This is a genomic window from Psychromonas hadalis ATCC BAA-638 (assembly GCF_000420245.1).
GTDB lineage: Bacteria > Pseudomonadota > Gammaproteobacteria > Enterobacterales > Psychromonadaceae > Psychromonas > Psychromonas hadalis.
Window position 1 is genome coordinate 1 of record NZ_ATUO01000085.1, and the last position, 17042, is coordinate 17042.

Consider the following 17042-nt stretch of genomic DNA (forward strand, 5'->3'; position numbering starts at 1 on the left):
AGAGGCCATCATTGCTCCATTTAGTAACATGGAGGTGATTTAGCACTCATAGCCAAAGCAATAGAGACAGGCCGTCATGCTGTTGTACTCATGGATGGTGCAAGTTGGCATCAAGAATATTTAGACGAAACGTTTCCAAACCTCAGTATTATTCATATCCCCCTTACTCTCCAGAACTAAACCCAATTGAACAAGTCTGGTCATGGATGAGACAAAATGAAATCGAAAATTGCTCTTTTAATGGTTATGACGACATTGTAGAAAAGTGTTCCATTGCTTGGAATAATTTTAGAAGTGATACTGATCGAGTCATTTCATTGTGTTCAAGATCGTGGACAAGTATGACAAGTTAATTAATGGAATTGGTATTAGGACTAGTGGCTACGATGTTCGTGTGATAAACATGCTTATGGTTTCAACTATGTCCGATTAACGCATTCATTTAAATAGCTTACGAAATCTATGGCTGGGATGTTGTTCAGCTAACGGGACTAATATGTTAATTATTTCAGAATCGTCAATCACCTTGGATTGATAATAATTAAGTGCAACGACGGATACTTAAGGGTTTGTAGGCCAACACAATAGCAATACCAAGCTCAATAATGGCAAACTTGGCAAGTTGCTTTCGTTGTGATGGCTTTACTGTTTTTTTTCAAAGATCTCTTTAATAGCCATATTCTGCAGACTCACATCGGCAAAGAGTGTCTTTCGCTTGCGATTCTCATCTTCAAGGCTTTTAAGTTTAGCCAGATCCGATGACTCAATGCCACCATTCTTGAATTTTCACGTCTAATAGGTACTCTGCCAACACAGTGCTTACGACGGCATAACTCAGGTACTATTATAGTGCCTGACTCACTTTCTTTTAAAATGGCAAAAAATTGAGCTTCAGTAAATCGTATTTTTTTTATTTTATGTTCTGTTACGCATTAATAAATGTAAGTAGAAAACTCTATAAAAGCGATTCTGATTTTTGGGGCCTATCACTCAGCCCTGTATCATGTGTACAATACAGAGCCTCAGCACTAAAAAGTACTGCTAAATCTTCTTCATTTATTTGTGCCATTTAGATCCTTAAAGTTTTCAATTTCCTGATTTTTGACTCTTACAATGAACACTTCTCACATAATCTTTTTATCGAAGACAGTTGGTGAGTTAAATCAGGTTAAATTTGATTGTCCAATTAGCCAAATATAGAATCGTTATTAATGAGGTGAGAAAGATTACAATAATACGTTGTCATCATTAGTTAATTAAATATTTCTTGCAACTTTAAAGATACAAAGTTGCAAGAAATATTCGTCATTCATGACTTATCCTATAAAAAGTAAACGCCGTTTCAAAAAAAATGTAGGGTTTGATCACAAATTCATTTGATTTATATATGAGGATTATTGATCAAATATAAATATCGAGTATAGTTCAAATATCAATCAGGAGAACTAACATGTTTGTTAACTATAATAGCAACCCCGTTGACGCAAAGTCATACGATACTCAGCGTTTACGTGATGAATTTCTAATCGAAGAATTATTTACAGTCGATAACGTTAATATGGTTTATAGCCATATTGACCGTGTCGTTGCTATCGGTGTTTGTCCTACCACTCAGCGATTAAAACTTGATGAATATGTAGACAAGAAGGCATTCGGAACTGATTATTTCCTACAAAGGCGTGAACTAGGAATCGTTAACTTAGGTGGTAAGGCTGAAGTTCGCTGTAAAGGCCAGAGTTACCAATTAGATTACTTAGATGCACTATATTTGGGCAAGGGTGAACAGGATATAGAATTTGAATCACTAGATAGTGATCACCCCTCCTCTCTTTATTGTTTAAGTGCCCCTGCGCATCATACTTACCCTTCAAGGCTCATCACTCAAGATCAAGCTAAAAAAGTAGCGCTTGGCACATTAGAAAATGCCAATGCCCGAGTTATCAATCAATACCTTCACCCAGATGTGCTACCTACTTGTCAGCTGTGTATGGGAATTACGCATTTACAATTAGGTAGCGTATGGAACACCATGCCTGCACATACTCATGAAAGAAGAATGGAAGCGTACCTTTATTTCAACGTAAAACCTGCGCAAGTAGTTTTTCACTTTATGGGAGAACCGAGTGAAACACGGCACATTATCGTACGAGATAAACAGCTAATACTTTCACCAAGTTGGTCTATTCACTCAGGTTGTGGTACTCAAAATTACAGCTTTATTTGGGGAATGCTGGGCGAGAATCAAACTTTTGATGATATGGACTTTGTCGATATGAATTCAATACGTTAACAACCATTTTACCTATAACGGAGATAATACATGATTATTAAAACTTTAAAATTCGCTGCAGTTGCAGTCGCTGTTAGTGCTTCACTTAGCTTTTCTGCCATTGCATCAGCAACGACGGAAATCAAAGCTGCATTTAACCAGTCAGATAAACACCCTCAATTTATTGCATTGCAAGAATTTGGTGAAAAACTGAATACTGAAACAGACGGACGCTATAAGCTGACTATCTACCCTAATGCATTGTTGGGTGATCAGCGTGCAGCGTTAGAACTTGTACAAAATGGCGCGATACAGATGGCGATGGTAGCTAACCCACTAGTAGAAAACTATGATAAGACCTTTCGTGTCCTCGGCATGCCATATATTTATACTGGCTCAAAGCACCAAGAAAAAGTATTTACATCGGGTGAACTAGACACACTATTTTCTTCAACTCAAAAATTTGGTTTTGAAGTGTTAACGGCCTACACGGCTGGTGCACGTAGTATGTATACTAAAAAAGCGCCAGTAACAAATATTGCCGATATGAAAGGTATGAAAATTCGAGTCATGCAATCCAATACCATGATTAAGATTCTTGATTGTATGGGCGGAACGGGTGTACCTATGAGTCAAGGTGAAGTTTACACTGCGATTCAGCAAGGTGTATTAGATGGTGCAGAAAACAATGAAATTACCTACGCAGATCTTAAGCAGTATGAAGTTGCACCCTATTTCTCAGCAACACGTCACTTAATGGTGCCTGATCTACTTATAGTAAGCAGCGACTTTATTTCGACTATGTCAGAAGAAGACCAGGTGACATTGAGAAGACTTGCAAAAGAGAGCACGCCTGCTCAGTTCAAGATGTGGAATGACCGTATCGATAGCGCTAAAGCGACTGCAAAAAGTAAGGGGGCAACCTTTACCGAAGTTGATATCAAACCATTCCAACAAAGTTGTCAGAAACTACAAGAAGAGCTGATTGAAACGGAAGAGCAAAAAGCATTATTTAAGAAAATAGTGTCAATGGGTTAAGTAAAAATAAAACTGGGTTAACGCAGATCGTGTATGACCCAGTTTTCTAGGATTTTTCATTATGCCAAATAGTAAAATAAACAGGGTTGTAGATAAATTCAAGACCCTAAAATGTTGGGTTGATACGATAATATCAGCAATATTAATCTTTATTGTCGCGGCAATGACAGTGCTTGTTACCTATCAAGTTGTGTCTCGATATCTGTTCAATAGTCCGAGCGCTATCAGTGAAGTGTTATCTCGATATGGTTTTATCTGGCTAATTCTGATTGGCAGTGCCTATGTTTTTGGCCTCCGTGAGCATATGGCTATCACCTATGTGAAGCAAAAGTTCTCCGAAAAAGTACAGATTTACATAGAGATGTTCACCGAGTTTTCGACGGCAGCATTTGCTTTGTCGATTATGATCATCGGGGGATACAGCAGTGCAGCCCGTCAGATGTGGCAGTTGGACTCGGCACTACAAATACCGATGGGAGTCATTTATTCGGTAATTCCGATCAGCGGCGGTCTGATCATTTTTTATTTTCTGTATCATGAACTTAATTTGTTCTGTCGTCTAAAACATTTAAAATAAAGGATTCTCATTATGGATGCAGCAACTCTTGCCGCGTTAATATTGTTCAGCGGCTCAATATTCTTTCTTGTTATTGGTGCTCCGATCAGTATCAGTGTCGGGTTATCCTCCTTTGCGGCCATGCTATCTATCTTGCCCGTTCATGGAGCCATTGTAACTTCTGCTCAGCGCCTGTTTGTAGGCTTAGATTCATTTGCCTTACTTGCTATCCCATTTTTTATCTTGGCTGGTAGCATTATGAACAATGGAGGCATAGCCATCAGACTGATTAACTTTTCCAAAATCGTTAGTGGCTTTTTTCCCGGCTCTCTAGCGCAAACCAATGTCGTGTCAAACATGCTATTTGGATCTATCAGTGGATCAGGGGTAGCCTCTGCCGCTGCGATTGGTGGGATTATGTCCCCAATTCAGGAAAAAGAAGGTTATGACCGAGCTTTTAGTACCGCAGTAAACATCGCCTCAGCGCCAACCGGCATGCTAATTCCACCGAGTAATACCCTTATCGTGTACGCAACGGTTGCTGGTAGTGTGTCTGTGTCCGCTTTGTTTATGGGGGGGTATATTCCAGGTCTTTTATGGGGTATCGGGGTTATGATGGTTGCGGGCATTATGGCAAAACGTCGTGGTTATACTGCAAAACATAGTATGACGTTAGCTGACGCAGCGAAAGTTACAATCGAGGCCATTCCGAGCCTCTCCTTGATAGTTATTGTTATCGGAGGCATTCTTGGTGGTGTGTTTACAGCAACGGAAGCATCGGCGATTGCTGTGGTCTATGCCTTATTCCTTACCTTTATTTATCGCTCATTAGATTTTAGAAAAATACCTAAAATACTGCTTGATACCGCAAAAATGTCTTCGATCGTAATATTCATGCTCGCTACTTCATCGATTATGTCCTGGGTAATGGCATTTACTCAAATCCCAGGAATGATTGCGGAGTCTTTATTAACATTGACAGATAATCCCATTATCATACTGTTGATAATTAATGTAATACTATTGTTTATTGGTACCTTTATGGATCCAACACCAGCAGTATTAATATTTACACCAATCTTTCTTCCAATATGTATGAATTTAGGTATGGATCCTGTTCAGTTTGGTATTCTTCTGGTATTTAATTTATCATTAGGAACCATAACACCACCAGTTGGCCCTATTTTATTTACTGGTTGTAAGGTTAGTGGTCTCAGCATTGACGAGGTGATCAAAACATTGTTACCGTTTTTCCTTGTTATTTTAGCCGTATTGATGCTCGTTACTTTCATACCTGCGTTATCCATGACCATTCCAGAAATGATGGGACTGATTAAATAGCATATTTTACAAAGCTTCGCATTAGCGGAGCTTTGTTTTGTTGGACAGAAAAATCCACTAAACCAACGCCACTCAATAATAATATAAGTAATAGAATGACAAACGAAAAAAAAACTGAGTACCGAGCCCCTGCACTTGAGAAAGGGCTCGAAATCCTAGAGCTATTGGCCCTCGAGGAGGAACCTCTGACTAAAAAGCAGATAGCTGAAAAGTTAGACCGTAGCGTCAATGAAATTTTTCGTATGCTGTCGGTTCTGATCGACAAGCAGTATATCGAGTTCGACAATGACTCTTCCGTCTATTCTCTAACACTTAAAATGTTCGCCCTGTCCAACCAACATCCCCCTGTCGCACAACTATTGAAACGAGCTCAGCCACTTATGGAAGAGTTGAGTTTGAAATTGACTCAGTCCTGCCACTTAAGTCGTTATGTAAATGGTGAGCTTATCGTTATCGCCCGTGCGGAAAGCCCCTATAAAATGGGGTTTGGATTGCGCCTTGGCGCTTCATTAGATATTTGTGCATCGGGATCCGGTGTTGCATTGCTAAGTTTTAGTGTTGAAGAGAAAAGACAAGCCATTCTCAGTAAAATTGACGCTACCGAAGACGAAAGAAAAAACACCCTGAGTCATATGCAGGAAGCGGTTGCGAAAGGCTACTTTGTGGGAGTAAGTCCGCAAATTTCAGGTGTGACTAATATCAGTGTACCCATCTTGGGAGTGCAGGGTGATGTAATGGCCGTACTGACCATTCCTTATATGACCTTAAATTCAGCCACCATACATCATCACATCGAAGATATTGAACATGCGCTCATTGAGATTCTTTATGTGGCTCAAAAATTAAAGCAAAATATAGAGATATAAAGTGTATATGGGATTGATTATATCCCTAAAAATTAATTCAGATAGTATTTTGGTTGGTTAATTGAGCTGCGCACAGGTGTTCGTTATCGTGCTTCCATGTTGCCAGTTTTCTAAATGGACACAGGTTAGTTGCGCCCAAATTGTTGACTAAGGTTGATTTTATAGCCTTGAATCGAACTAATCAGAGTAAGTCGACAATACTTTAAATAGACAACCTTGTTAATGACATTGGGATTATCCGTCACCTAATCTAAGCAGACGGTTCAGCAGATTTAACCGGGTAATGACGATAACCTAATTGTTCGGAAATGTTTTTTCCAGCGTGGTGCAGTAGCCCAACGTAGTAGGATATACGTTTCTCATCAAAACGGACGGTTGGGAATGAGATGGATAAACCCGCAATGACGATGCCAAACCTATCGTATATTGGAGCTGCAATACAGCGTAAACCAGGTTCTTGCTCCTCATTGTCTTCGGCGTAGCTCTGCTTTCGAACTATGCGTAATTCGGATAATAGCTGTTCAGTGTTTTCTAGCGTCCTATCGGTGTGTTTGATGAAGTTGATATCGCTCAATATCTCACGGATGAATCCTTCTTCCCGCTCGGCAAGTAGCACTTTACCAATGGCGGTACTGTAAATAGGGTTGCGACGGCCAATTTTTGATTGCATACGTAGGTTATAGCCAGAATCTATTTTGTGAATGTAGATAATAGCGTTCTCATCCAAGGCACCCAAGTGTAAAGCCTCGTTGGTTTGCTCTGAGATCAGACGCATTTCTTTGTCCGCCAGGGCAATCAAATCTACGTATTCGAGTGATTTTGAACCTAATTCAAAAAGCTTGATAGTCAGTGAGTACTTGTCACTTTCACCTTGTTGAGAGATATAGCCTAAGGTTTTCATTGTTTGTAGAAATCGATACGTCGTCGCCTTAGACATCATGAGTCGTTGAGAAAGTTCGGATACACCGATTTCTTTCTGTTCGCCGAGTGCCTGAAGAATGCTAAACACCTTTAATACGGAAGATACTGCTTCTGGCTGTGTTGCTTTTTCCATTGTATTACCTTTTACAAATTGCCTTTGGCCCACATTATACTGATTACAATGCAATCATCTAGTGTTTTAAAAAAGCCTGTTAAAAAAATTACAATTACAACATGCAAAGGCACAATGTAATAAAAATTGATATTTGTTATTTGAACCGATGTTTTAAAAAACATTTGCAAATGGTTCATTAAGTCTGTTACATTGGTTTTTAGACAGTAAGCATACTTTACTGGATGCTCACTACAACCAACATATTTGAGGAAATAACGATGATTCTTGATTCATTTAATCTGAAAGGCAAAGTGGCTATCGTAACTGGATGTAATACTGGTTTAGGCCAAGGCATGGCTCTGGGCTTGGCGAATGCGGGTTGTGATATTGTGGGCGTGAACATTTCTGAGCCTAAAGAAACAATGCAACAAGTTGAGCAGGCGGGTCGTAAATTTATTGATATTCGTGCGAATTTAATGGTGCTAGATGATATCTCATCTATTGTTGACCGCGCTGTCACTGAGTTGGGGCGCATTGATATATTAGTGAATAATGCGGGTATTATTCGTCGTAACGACGCCATTGACTTTACTGAGAAAGACTGGGATGACGTAATGGACATTAATATCAAATCTCTTTTCTTTTTATCACAAAAAGTAGCAAAGCAATTTATTGCGCAGGGTGAAGGTGGAAAAATTATTAATGTTGCTTCAATGTTATCTTACCAAGGTGGCATTCGCGTTCCTTCTTACACTGCATCAAAAAGTGCGGTCATGGGAGTCACTCGTGCGATGGCAAATGAATGGGCAAAACACGGTATTAACGTTAATGCGATTGCACCAGGTTACATGGCAACAGATAACACCGTGGCGTTACGCGCCGATGAAAAGCGTAATAAAGAGATTGTTGGTCGCATTCCTGCTGAACGTTGGGGGACGCCAGAAGATGTTGCTGGACCATGTGTGTTCTTGGCATCATCTGCTGCGAGTTATATCAATGGCTATACCATTGCCGTCGATGGTGGGTGGTTATCGCGCTAATCACGCGAATTTAAAATAGAGAGCAACGCGGTGGAATATCTAACTTGGGCTCAAGGATTTGGTTTTGTAAGCTTTGCTCTAGGCATTTCAGTGTTTTATCAGAAAAATGATCGGAAACTGAAGATTATTATGCTGATCTTGAATCTTAATCATCTTGTTCATTTTCTATTGTTGGGTTCCATTGTTTCAGCGCTGGGTGCTTTGCTCTCGGCCCTGAGAACCGCCACCGCCATTTATGTGTCATCAAAAATGGTGGCGACAATATTTATCTGCATTGCTTTGGTTAGTGGTATTTGGTTATCCGATACCATTTGGGATCTCTGGCCAATATTAGGGACAATTATCGGTACCTATTCTGTTTTTGTTCTTAAAGGCGTGCACATGCGAATAGGTTTTTTAGGCGGCTCAACATGTTGGTTAATCAATAATATATTAGTCGGTTCGATTGGTGGTACTTTGCTGGAAATAACCGTCATCAGCGTCAATATTTTCACGATTTTAAGCCTACAACGAGGCCAACAGCAAAAATATGTTGCTAGTAAATAATTCACTTTAGGAAGATTTTATGAAAATAGCTTTAATGATGGAAAACAGCCAAGCAGGAAAAAACGCATCAGTACTCAATGAGTTACAGCTTGCTGTCCAATCTCTCGATTACCCCGTTTATAACGTAGGTATGTGCGATGAAAATGATCACCATCTCACCTATATCCATCTCGGCATTATGGCTAGCATCTTAATCAACTCAAAAGCGGTGAATTTCGTTGTTACCGGCTGTGGTACAGGCCAAGGTGCAATGATGTCTTTAAATATCCACCCTGGAATCGTCTGTGGTTATTGCTTAGATCCATCTGATGCTTTTTTATTCAATCAAATTAATAACGGTAATGCTCTGTCTCTTGCTTTTGCTAAGGGTTTTGGTTGGGGTGCCGAGCTCAATGTACGTTATATTTTTGAAAAAGCGTTCACCACCGGCGAACGTGGTCAGGGCTATCCGTTAGAGCGTGCAGAACCGCAACAATGCAACGCAGCGATTCTGAACGACGTTAAGTCAGCCATTATTAAAGAAAACTACTTAGATTCCATGCGCTCAATTGATCAAGAACTTGTTAAGGTAGCGATTTCAGGCAAGCGCTTTCAGCAATGCTTCTTCGACAATTGCCAAGATCAAGCGATCAAAGCGTATGTGACATCGTTACTGGACTAAAACCCAACTAATTTATTCATTCATTGGGACTTCATCAAAGCTAGCTAACTAAGACTAGTTTTTTGTCGGTTAAATGGATGTTGTGTACTTAATGCCAGCTGGATAAATGATGAACCGGTACTTTAATATTATTTACATTTTTGATAATAGAATGTGCTACTGATGCTAGCTAAATTGAAAGGAGACTTATCATGACGCCCATTTCTCGTATCGCCGTTATTGGCGAATGTATGGTTGAACTGAAAAAACATAACGGTACCGTAGAGCAAAGCTTTGGAGGAGATACATTAAATACGGCAGTGTATTTGTCTAGGCTGACTCAACAGCATGGTATTAGCACATCATATGTAACAGATCTCGGCCATGATCCCTTTAGTAAAGAAATGCTGACTATATGGAAAGAAGAAGGGATCAATACCGATATGGTCAACCTTTCTCCAGATAAATTACCCGGGATGTACGTCATTGAAACTGAAGAAAATGGTGAACGTAATTTTTATTATTGGCGTAATGATTCTGCGGCTAAATACTGGTTACGCGAGCGTTCGTTGCACACACTAGCGAAAGATCTATGCCAGCATCAAATGGTCTATCTAAGTGGGATCAGTTTGGCTATTTTGTCTGATCAATGTAAACAATCTCTGATTGATTTATTGTCGCAGTGTCGTAAGCGTGGGGTTAAAGTTGTGTTCGACAACAACTATCGCCCCACATTGTGGGAGAGTGTGGGGCAGGCTCAATCCTTTTATAAACAGATATTAGCGGTGACGGACATCGCTTTTCTTACCTTTGACGATGAACAAATGCTTTACGGCGATCAACAAGAGCAGCAGACGATTGAACGTACTCAAGCGTTAGGCGTTAAAGAAATTATAATCAAACGTGGTGGAAGAGACTGCTTTGTTGTAACCCCTACTTCGATGGAAAGTGTTGCTCCTCTGCGTATCGATAATATTGTTGATACTACCGCTGCTGGAGATTCGTTTAGTGCTGGATACTTAGCCAAACGAATGACAGGCGGTAGTACTAAAGAATCTGCGCTCGCTGGACACATACTGGCGGGAAATGTCATTCAACATCGTGGTGCTATTATTATGCGCGCCGCAATGCCAAATATCTAACGGAGAAAATAATGAAAAACCTAAATCAAAAATTATCGGAAATAAAAGTTATACCTGTTATTGCCATCAAAGACGCGTCTAAAGCGGTTAAATTAGCACAAGTGCTGATAGAAAATGGTTTACCTTGTGCTGAAATTACATTCCGTACCGAGCAAGCTGCACTGGCCATGAAGAATATGCGTGCAGCATACCCTGAAATGTTGATTGCCGCAGGTACGGTATTAACGTCACAACAAGTGGACCAGGCAATAGACGCTGGAGTCGACTTTATCGTCAGCCCAGGCTTTAATCCTACGACGGTGGCCTACTGTCAACAACGGAATATAGTGATCATACCGGGTGTTAATAACCCTAGTTTAGTCGAACAAGCAATGGCGATGGGACTCCATACCCTTAAGTTCTTCCCTGCGGAGGCGTCGGGTGGCACGTCCATGCTTAAGGCCCTGTCCGCTGTTTATCCAGTGAAGTTTATGCCGACTGGTGGTGTGAATCCTAAAAATGTTAAAGATTATTTGTCGATCTCAAGTGTGTTGGCCTGTGGAGGAACTTGGATGGTGCCAAACGACCTGATAGACAATGAGCAATGGGATACTCTTGCTCAACTTGTTCGCGACGTCGCTGGGATTATCGATTAATTTAAATGACAAACTGAATCAAAGCTCGAACTTGAATGTTGTGGCCCGAAAGGCGGATTATATACCCATGTTTCCCCACAATGTTTAATCAAGCACTCGATCGAATGCTAGATCAAGATGTAACATTTGCAAAGGGATCTCCTTTTCACTGATTGCTTCGCAGAAATAGTATTCGAACGAGTCTTCTACAGGGCGAGCCTACTTGCACTCATCTTATATTAGGACGATTGTGACTGAAATTATTTTTACAGATGCCACTAAATATATGGATAAACTGACTAAGCCACTACAATATGAGTAATCAAAGATCTATAGAGATTATTTACGTTTATAGGAAGTTGAAATTTAAAAAACACAAAAAAACATCAAAATAAAAATCTGACCTCCTGCCGTAAAAAGTGTTTAACTTGAGTAGAGTTTGCTCAAACATAAAAATTACTGAAAAAGTGTTCATACCCGTTATCATTCAAGATGAAAAATTCAGCAAGCAGTGAGGTGAACAGATGCTAGGTGAAAAGTTAATCGAACCTTTCTAACGAATTGTTAAATGCTGGCATTTAATCAATGTCGATAGAGGATTAACGTCTTTTTGTTAATCTCTCGAAAGACAACGAAGATGTTTTCCTTAAAGTTTGCCTTGCGGGTCGCCAGCTCGAAAACTAACTCGGCGTTGCAGTATTCAATAAGAGCTCGCCATTTAAAGATTAAAGTCTTTATTTTAACCCTACTGATAGAGGATTAGCGAAGCTAATCTTTCGAAAGGCCATCATACTGCGCCTTGCTTGTTAAAATCATCCCTACTTGTGTTGTGAGTTTGATTCCGTCACCACTCTGTGGCCTGCTAAAGCAGTTCAAAATGGTTCCAGATGATTTTGTGAAGTGAGAATAACTATCTATTGCAACTCACGCCTTGTTGTTGATTTCCCATGTGCAATATTTGATCACTTCATTCATCGCATTGGCATTACTCATAAATCACATGTTATATGGCTGTAGTTCTGTGCTTATTTTCTACTAATTTTATCTTTCCCCCTTGAAAACTGAACCCCTATCCCCATTTTACTATTATCATTTAAACCAAAGTCTTGTTTAGGCTAATTGAAAGAGAAATAGATATTATGGAACATCAACAAAATCATACGTTTAGTGCCGACACAGGTAAACTTCTTAAACTCATGATCCACTCTTTATATTCTAATAAAGAGATTTTCCTACGTGAGCTTGTTTCTAATGCGGCTGATGCCGCAGACAAATTACGTTTTAAAGCACTTTCTGATGGATCTCTTTTTGAAAATGATGCTGATTTGCGTGTTCGTTTAAGTTTTGATGCCGAGGCTAAAACCATTACTATTAGTGACAATGGTATTGGTATGACGCGTGATGAAGTAATTGAGCATTTAGGGACGATTGCTAAATCAGGTACCAGTGATTTCTTTGAACAACTTTCTGGTGATCAAGCGAAGGATTCACAATTAATTGGTCAATTTGGTGTTGGTTTTTACTCTTCATTTATTGTCGCAGATAAAGTTATCGTAAATACACGTAAAGCGGGTGAAGATGCTTCAACAGGAACTTCTTGGTCTTCAGCGGGTGAGTCTGATTACAGTGTTGCTGATATTACAAAAGAAGATCGTGGTACTGAAATTATTTTACACCTTCGTAGCGACGAATCTGAATTCTTAAATGAGTACAAATTAAAAACCGTTGTTGCTAAATACTCTGATCACATCAGTATCCCTGTTGAGATGTTTGTTGATGCAGTTAAAGAAGTTAAAAGTGAAGAGGGTGAAGTTACAACCCCTGCTGTTGAAGCACATTGGGAAGCGATTAACAAAGCAACTGCACTTTGGAGCTGCTCTAAATCTGAGCTTAAAGATGAAGAGTACCAAGAGTTCTACAAACATATCGCTAACGATTTTGAAAATCCATTAACATGGAGTCATAACAAAGTTGAAGGTGAGCAAGAGTACACCAGTCTTTTATATATTCCTAAACGTGCACCATTTGATCTATGGAACCGTGAAAAAGCACATGGCTTAAAACTTTATGTACAACGTGTCTTTATTATGGACGACGCTGAGCAATTTATGCCCACTTACCTGCGTTTTGTGAAAGGTGTATTAGATTCAAATGATCTACCACTCAACGTATCGCGTGAAATTCTTCAAGATAATCGTACCACTTCAAAACTACGCAGTGCATGTACTAAACGTGTTCTTTCTATGCTGACTAAGTTTGCTAAGAAAAATGAAGATGAGTACAACACATTCTGGAAAGAGTTTGGTCAAGTATTAAAAGAGGGCCCTGCTGAAGATAGTGCAAATAAGGAAAAAATTGCTAAGTTATTCCGTTTCTCGTCAACAGAAACAGATGTTGAAGCACAAACCGTTTCTTTAGATGCTTATATCGGTCGTATGAAAGAAGAACAAGAAAAGATTTATTACATCACTGCTGATAGTTTTAATGCTGCGAAAAATAGTCCTCATCTTGAAATTTTACGTAAAAAAGGCATTGAAGTATTACTGCTTAGCGATCGTGTTGATGAGTGGTTATTAAGTCATCTTCCTGAATATGAAGGTAAAATATTCACATCAGTGACACAGGGTGATTTAGACCTAGGGAAACTAGACAGTGAAGAAGATAAAAAAGAGAAAGAGAAGCAAGAGACTGAATTTGCAAGTTTTGTTGAACGTGTAAAAGAAGTATTAGGCGATAAAGTGAAAGATGTACGTATTACCCATCGTTTAACGTCGACCCCTTCTTGTATCGTTGCCGATAACGATGATATGAGCACACAAATGTCAAAACTAATGGCACAAATGGGACAACCTATTCCTGATAGTAAACCTATTTTCGAATTAAACCCTGAGCATGTAATGGTAGTTAAATTGGCTGATATGGCCGATGAAGAGCAGTTTGCACAGTGGTCAGAGTTACTGCTTGAACAAGCTGTTTTATCTGAAAAAGGTAGCTTGGATGATCCGTCTGAATTTGTTGCTCGTATCAATAAACTGCTTTTAGCGTAATCGCTCATAAATGAAATAAAGGCCTGCTAAATGCAGGCCTTTTTGGTTCAATACCCGTTATCATTCAAGATACAAAACTACGGGTCGCCAGCTCGCCTTTTGTGTGACATGGTAATTCAGCGTTGCAGTACTTGATAAGGGCTATTCATGAAAGAATGAAAGTCTTTTTTTTCATGCTACCGATAGAGAATTAACGCAGTTAATTGCTCGAAAGGTCATCATACTGCGTCTTGCCTTAGTGTCCGAGCTGACGACTGAATAAAGTATTTTGATTGATAACAGGTATAATTATTGAGAAAAAGTTGCTAACCGTGTAAATTTCTCGTTCAATTTATAAAACAGAAGGATGTAAGCATGCGCATTATCTTATTAGGTGCTCCAGGTGCTGGTAAAGGTACACAAGCTCAATTCATGATGAATAAATATGGGATCCCACAAATCTCAACGGGTGACATGTTACGTGCTGCTGCAAAAGCGGGCACTGAACTGGGTTTAAAAGCAAAAGAGTTAATGGACGCAGGACAACTTGTTTCTGATGATTTAATTATTGGTTTGGTAAAAGAGCGTATTGTTGCTGAAGATTGTGCAAAAGGTTTCTTACTTGATGGCTTCCCCCGCACTATTCCACAAGCAGATGCGATGAAAGAAGCGGGTGTTATCATCGATTTCGTTTTAGAATTTGATGTGCCTGATGAAGAAATTGTAAAACGCATGGCGGGTCGTCGTGTTCATTCCGGCTCTGGTCGTACTTATCATCTTGTTTATAATCCACCAAAAGTGGAAGGAATTGATGATGTAACAGGTGATGCACTTTCTATTCGCCCAGATGATGAAGAGTCAACAGTACGTAAACGTCTTGATATCTACCATTCATTAACAGAGCCTTTAGTGGCTTATTACCAAAATGAAGCTGCGCAAGGTAATGGCGAACATCATAAATTTGATGGCACAAAAGCCGTTGATGAGATTAGTGCTGAGCTTGCAGAAGTTCTTGGTTAACACTCAGGTCGTTGCCCTGAGCATTTACTGTTTGTACAAAAAATCTCAGTTTTAATAGGGTGTTAAATCGCTACGTTAATTATTGATAGCAACGACTACTAAGGGGCGTAAGCCCCTTTTTTATTGGTTAAATTTATTGGTTTAGTAAAATGAAAAAAAAACGTGCAGTATTATTTGTTAATTTAGGCACGCCTGAAAAAGATAATGAAAAAAGTGTTAAACAATTCTTAAAACAATTCTTATCGGATAAGCGGGTGGTTGATCTACCGCGATTTTTTTGGTTACCTCTCTTACACCTTGTGATCCTTCCTTTTCGCACTAAAAAAGCAACCAAAGCGTATCAAAAAATATGGACTCCTACAGGCTCTCCTTTGCGTATTATTACTGAGCGCTTAATTAATAAATTAGGCTCTGCATTAGAGAAACATGAGATAGTGTGTGACTTTGCGATGACTTATGGCAAACCGACGATTGCAGAAAAAATTATAAATTTTGAACGTCAGGGGATCACTGACTTAACGATTATTCCGCTTTATCCACAATATTCTGTTTCAACGACTGCGCCAGTGTTTGATCAAGTTGCCTCCCTGCTTATGAAGCAAGTTAACTTTCCTGCCATTAATTTTAAACACGATTATCATGATCATCCCTTATACATAGATGCACTTTGTTTGTCGATTAAAACCCAGTGGGCGGAAACAGGGCAGTCTGAAAAATTAGTCTTATCGTTTCACGGTATCCCTAAACGCTACGTCACTAAGGGAGACCCTTATCAAGCACAATGTGAGCGTACCACTGAATTAGTGGTTAAACAGCTTGGTTTAGATGCATCACAATATATCTTGGCTTATCAGTCACGTATGGGGAAAGAGCAGTGGTTAATGCCTTATGTGGATAAGGAGATAGTAAGACTTGCTGAGTCGGGGTGTACCTCTATTGATGTTATTTGTCCTGCATTTTCAACCGATTGTTTGGAGACCTTAGAGGAGATGGCCATTGAAAATAAGCTATTATATCTGCAAGCCGGTGGGCAGAAATTTAACTATATCGAATGCTTAAATGATAGTAATAGCCATGTAAAACTGATGGTTTATTTGGCGTTTAATCGTTAATGCGCTTTGCTTTGTTACTGTCTGTTTGCCTTTTATCTGCTTGCTCAACGGTGCCGATAAAAGAGCCTACTAAAGTCGTTAAACAGAGCCAATTAAAATAAATGATGGGCGAAGATGAGTTACTTTTTCACCTACTGCGTAAAGAGTTCTTTTATTGGCAGGGCACACCTATCTGCTCGGTGGCAATAGTAAAAAGGGGATCGACTGCTCTGCTTTTGTACAAAATGTTTACGATGATAGTGTTAATATCAAACTGCCTCGCACCACTAAAACACAATTTGAAAAAGGTTTTTTTATTTATAAAAATCAGCTACAAATGGGTAATTTAGTAATCGTTACACAATAACTTGCGCTAAATTTTTTTCAAAAAAACTAAATGACGGGTTATTTTGAAAACAAAAGCGCAAGTAATTTTGAAGCCTATCCTTAGTGTTTTTTAAAACGGGGGGGCGTATTCGTCATGTGGGGTGTTACCTCAAGATGCTTTGTCAGCTTGTACCAATCTACGTCGTTATAAAATTTCGACTTAGAATAACTAGGCTTCAATTTTATGCCTACTATCTTGATACAATTTGCCTTGCTGACTTTGCATCTTGAAGTATCATGGGTATATATGGGAGATAATAAATTCATCCATGCCTCGACCAGTCAAGGCGTGATCACCTCATCACTTAATAATGTTTATTGGAAGAAAAAATATTGGCAAGCCAGACGAATTTTAGATTAATCCCACTCTATTTTGGAGGTATGTAAATGCTCTCTTTATATATTACTTACACCATCTCTATCGCATTAT

Annotated in this window: 16 protein-coding genes and 1 pseudogene; 16 read left to right on the plus strand and 1 reads right to left on the minus strand. The window is 39.3% G+C overall.

Annotation, left to right across the window (positions count from 1 at the left end; translation table 11 throughout):
- The 6 genes and pseudogenes from G322_RS22720 to G322_RS0111450 form a co-directional block, all read left to right on the plus strand.
- Positions 1 to 353 (plus strand): annotated as a pseudogene (locus G322_RS22720) (transposase); the annotation flags it as partial.
- 1097 nt (positions 354 to 1450) lie between these two features.
- A complete protein-coding gene (gene kduI / locus G322_RS0111430; protein WP_022941910.1) occupies positions 1451 to 2290 on the plus strand; it encodes a 5-dehydro-4-deoxy-D-glucuronate isomerase in 840 nt (279 codons plus the stop codon).
- A gap of 30 nt (positions 2291 to 2320) precedes the next feature.
- Entirely contained in the window at positions 2321 to 3307 is a 987-nt protein-coding gene (locus G322_RS0111435) for a TRAP transporter substrate-binding protein (protein ID WP_022941911.1), read from the plus strand.
- A gap of 61 nt (positions 3308 to 3368) precedes the next feature.
- Complete coding sequence (locus G322_RS0111440) at positions 3369 to 3884, plus strand: TRAP transporter small permease (RefSeq protein WP_022941912.1); 516 nt, start codon at positions 3369 to 3371, stop codon at positions 3882 to 3884.
- Positions 3885 to 3896: 12 nt separating this feature from the next.
- The gene (locus G322_RS0111445) at positions 3897 to 5204 is read left to right on the plus strand and encodes a TRAP transporter large permease (RefSeq protein ID WP_022941913.1); all 1308 of its coding nucleotides are present in this window, start codon (positions 3897 to 3899) and stop codon (positions 5202 to 5204) included.
- Between the two features lie 95 nt (positions 5205 to 5299).
- The gene (locus tag G322_RS0111450) at positions 5300 to 6070 is read left to right on the plus strand and encodes an IclR family transcriptional regulator (protein WP_022941914.1); all 771 of its coding nucleotides are present in this window, start codon (positions 5300 to 5302) and stop codon (positions 6068 to 6070) included.
- 250 nt (positions 6071 to 6320) lie between these two features.
- On the opposite strand, the gene kdgR is transcribed toward G322_RS0111450, so the two are convergent.
- The gene (gene kdgR / locus G322_RS0111455; protein ID WP_022941915.1) at positions 6321 to 7124 is read right to left on the minus strand and encodes a DNA-binding transcriptional regulator KdgR; all 804 of its coding nucleotides are present in this window, start codon (positions 7122 to 7124) and stop codon (positions 6321 to 6323) included.
- Positions 7125 to 7384: 260 nt separating this feature from the next.
- On the opposite strand from kdgR, the gene kduD reads away from it, so the two are divergent.
- The 10 genes from kduD (at position 7385) to G322_RS22725 (ending at position 16973) form a co-directional block, all read left to right on the plus strand.
- Positions 7385 to 8146, plus strand: coding sequence for a 2-dehydro-3-deoxy-D-gluconate 5-dehydrogenase KduD (gene kduD, locus G322_RS0111465; protein ID WP_022941917.1), 762 nt, complete (start codon positions 7385 to 7387; stop codon positions 8144 to 8146).
- Positions 8147 to 8176: 30 nt separating this feature from the next.
- Positions 8177 to 8692 carry a YgjV family protein gene (locus G322_RS0111470; RefSeq protein WP_022941918.1) on the plus strand — a complete coding sequence of 172 codons (516 nt, stop codon included), beginning with the start codon at positions 8177 to 8179 and terminating at the stop codon, positions 8690 to 8692.
- A 19-nt stretch (positions 8693 to 8711) separates the two neighbouring features.
- Complete coding sequence (locus G322_RS0111475) at positions 8712 to 9353, plus strand: RpiB/LacA/LacB family sugar-phosphate isomerase (RefSeq protein WP_022941919.1); 642 nt, start codon at positions 8712 to 8714, stop codon at positions 9351 to 9353.
- Between the two features lie 191 nt (positions 9354 to 9544).
- Complete coding sequence (gene kdgK, locus G322_RS0111480; protein ID WP_022941920.1) at positions 9545 to 10474, plus strand: 2-dehydro-3-deoxygluconokinase; 930 nt, start codon at positions 9545 to 9547, stop codon at positions 10472 to 10474.
- An 11-nt stretch (positions 10475 to 10485) separates the two neighbouring features.
- Positions 10486 to 11109: a bifunctional 4-hydroxy-2-oxoglutarate aldolase/2-dehydro-3-deoxy-phosphogluconate aldolase gene (locus tag G322_RS0111485; RefSeq protein WP_022941921.1), complete on the plus strand. Its 624-nt coding sequence runs from the start codon at positions 10486 to 10488 to the stop codon at positions 11107 to 11109.
- Between the two features lie 1118 nt (positions 11110 to 12227).
- Positions 12228 to 14135, plus strand: coding sequence for a molecular chaperone HtpG (gene htpG, locus G322_RS0111490; RefSeq protein WP_022941922.1), 1908 nt, complete (start codon positions 12228 to 12230; stop codon positions 14133 to 14135).
- Positions 14136 to 14489: 354 nt separating this feature from the next.
- Positions 14490 to 15134 carry an adenylate kinase gene (adk, locus tag G322_RS0111495; protein ID WP_022941923.1) on the plus strand — a complete coding sequence of 215 codons (645 nt, stop codon included), beginning with the start codon at positions 14490 to 14492 and terminating at the stop codon, positions 15132 to 15134.
- A 149-nt stretch (positions 15135 to 15283) separates the two neighbouring features.
- Complete coding sequence (gene hemH / locus G322_RS0111500; RefSeq protein WP_022941924.1) at positions 15284 to 16246, plus strand: ferrochelatase; 963 nt, start codon at positions 15284 to 15286, stop codon at positions 16244 to 16246.
- A gap of 154 nt (positions 16247 to 16400) precedes the next feature.
- Positions 16401 to 16592 (plus strand): NlpC/P60 family protein, encoded by a 192-nt coding sequence (locus G322_RS21805; RefSeq protein WP_022941925.1) that lies wholly within the window; start codon positions 16401 to 16403, stop codon positions 16590 to 16592.
- A gap of 204 nt (positions 16593 to 16796) precedes the next feature.
- On the plus strand, positions 16797 to 16973 hold the full coding sequence (locus tag G322_RS22725) for an NlpC/P60 family protein (RefSeq protein WP_084683730.1): 177 nt from the start codon (positions 16797 to 16799) through the stop codon (positions 16971 to 16973).
- The last annotated feature ends 69 nt before the right edge of the window (positions 16974 to 17042 follow it).

Coding starts and splice junctions, on each gene's coding strand:
- adk (WP_022941923.1), top strand. CDS start 14,490: ATGCGCATTATCTTATTAGGTGCTCCAGGTGCTGGTAAAGGTACACAA.
- G322_RS0111435 (WP_022941911.1), top strand. CDS start 2,321: ATGATTATTAAAACTTTAAAATTCGCTGCAGTTGCAGTCGCTGTTAGT.
- G322_RS0111445 (WP_022941913.1), top strand. CDS start 3,897: ATGGATGCAGCAACTCTTGCCGCGTTAATATTGTTCAGCGGCTCAATA.
- G322_RS0111440 (WP_022941912.1), top strand. CDS start 3,369: ATGCCAAATAGTAAAATAAACAGGGTTGTAGATAAATTCAAGACCCTA.
- G322_RS22725 (WP_084683730.1), top strand. CDS start 16,797: ATGCCTACTATCTTGATACAATTTGCCTTGCTGACTTTGCATCTTGAA.
- hemH (WP_022941924.1), top strand. CDS start 15,284: ATGAAAAAAAAACGTGCAGTATTATTTGTTAATTTAGGCACGCCTGAA.
- kduI (WP_022941910.1), top strand. CDS start 1,451: ATGTTTGTTAACTATAATAGCAACCCCGTTGACGCAAAGTCATACGAT.
- G322_RS0111475 (WP_022941919.1), top strand. CDS start 8,712: ATGAAAATAGCTTTAATGATGGAAAACAGCCAAGCAGGAAAAAACGCA.
- kdgK (WP_022941920.1), top strand. CDS start 9,545: ATGACGCCCATTTCTCGTATCGCCGTTATTGGCGAATGTATGGTTGAA.
- G322_RS0111485 (WP_022941921.1), top strand. CDS start 10,486: ATGAAAAACCTAAATCAAAAATTATCGGAAATAAAAGTTATACCTGTT.
- G322_RS0111450 (WP_022941914.1), top strand. CDS start 5,300: ATGACAAACGAAAAAAAAACTGAGTACCGAGCCCCTGCACTTGAGAAA.
- kdgR (WP_022941915.1), bottom strand. CDS start 7,124: ATGGAAAAAGCAACACAGCCAGAAGCAGTATCTTCCGTATTAAAGGTG.
- htpG (WP_022941922.1), top strand. CDS start 12,228: ATGGAACATCAACAAAATCATACGTTTAGTGCCGACACAGGTAAACTT.
- kduD (WP_022941917.1), top strand. CDS start 7,385: ATGATTCTTGATTCATTTAATCTGAAAGGCAAAGTGGCTATCGTAACT.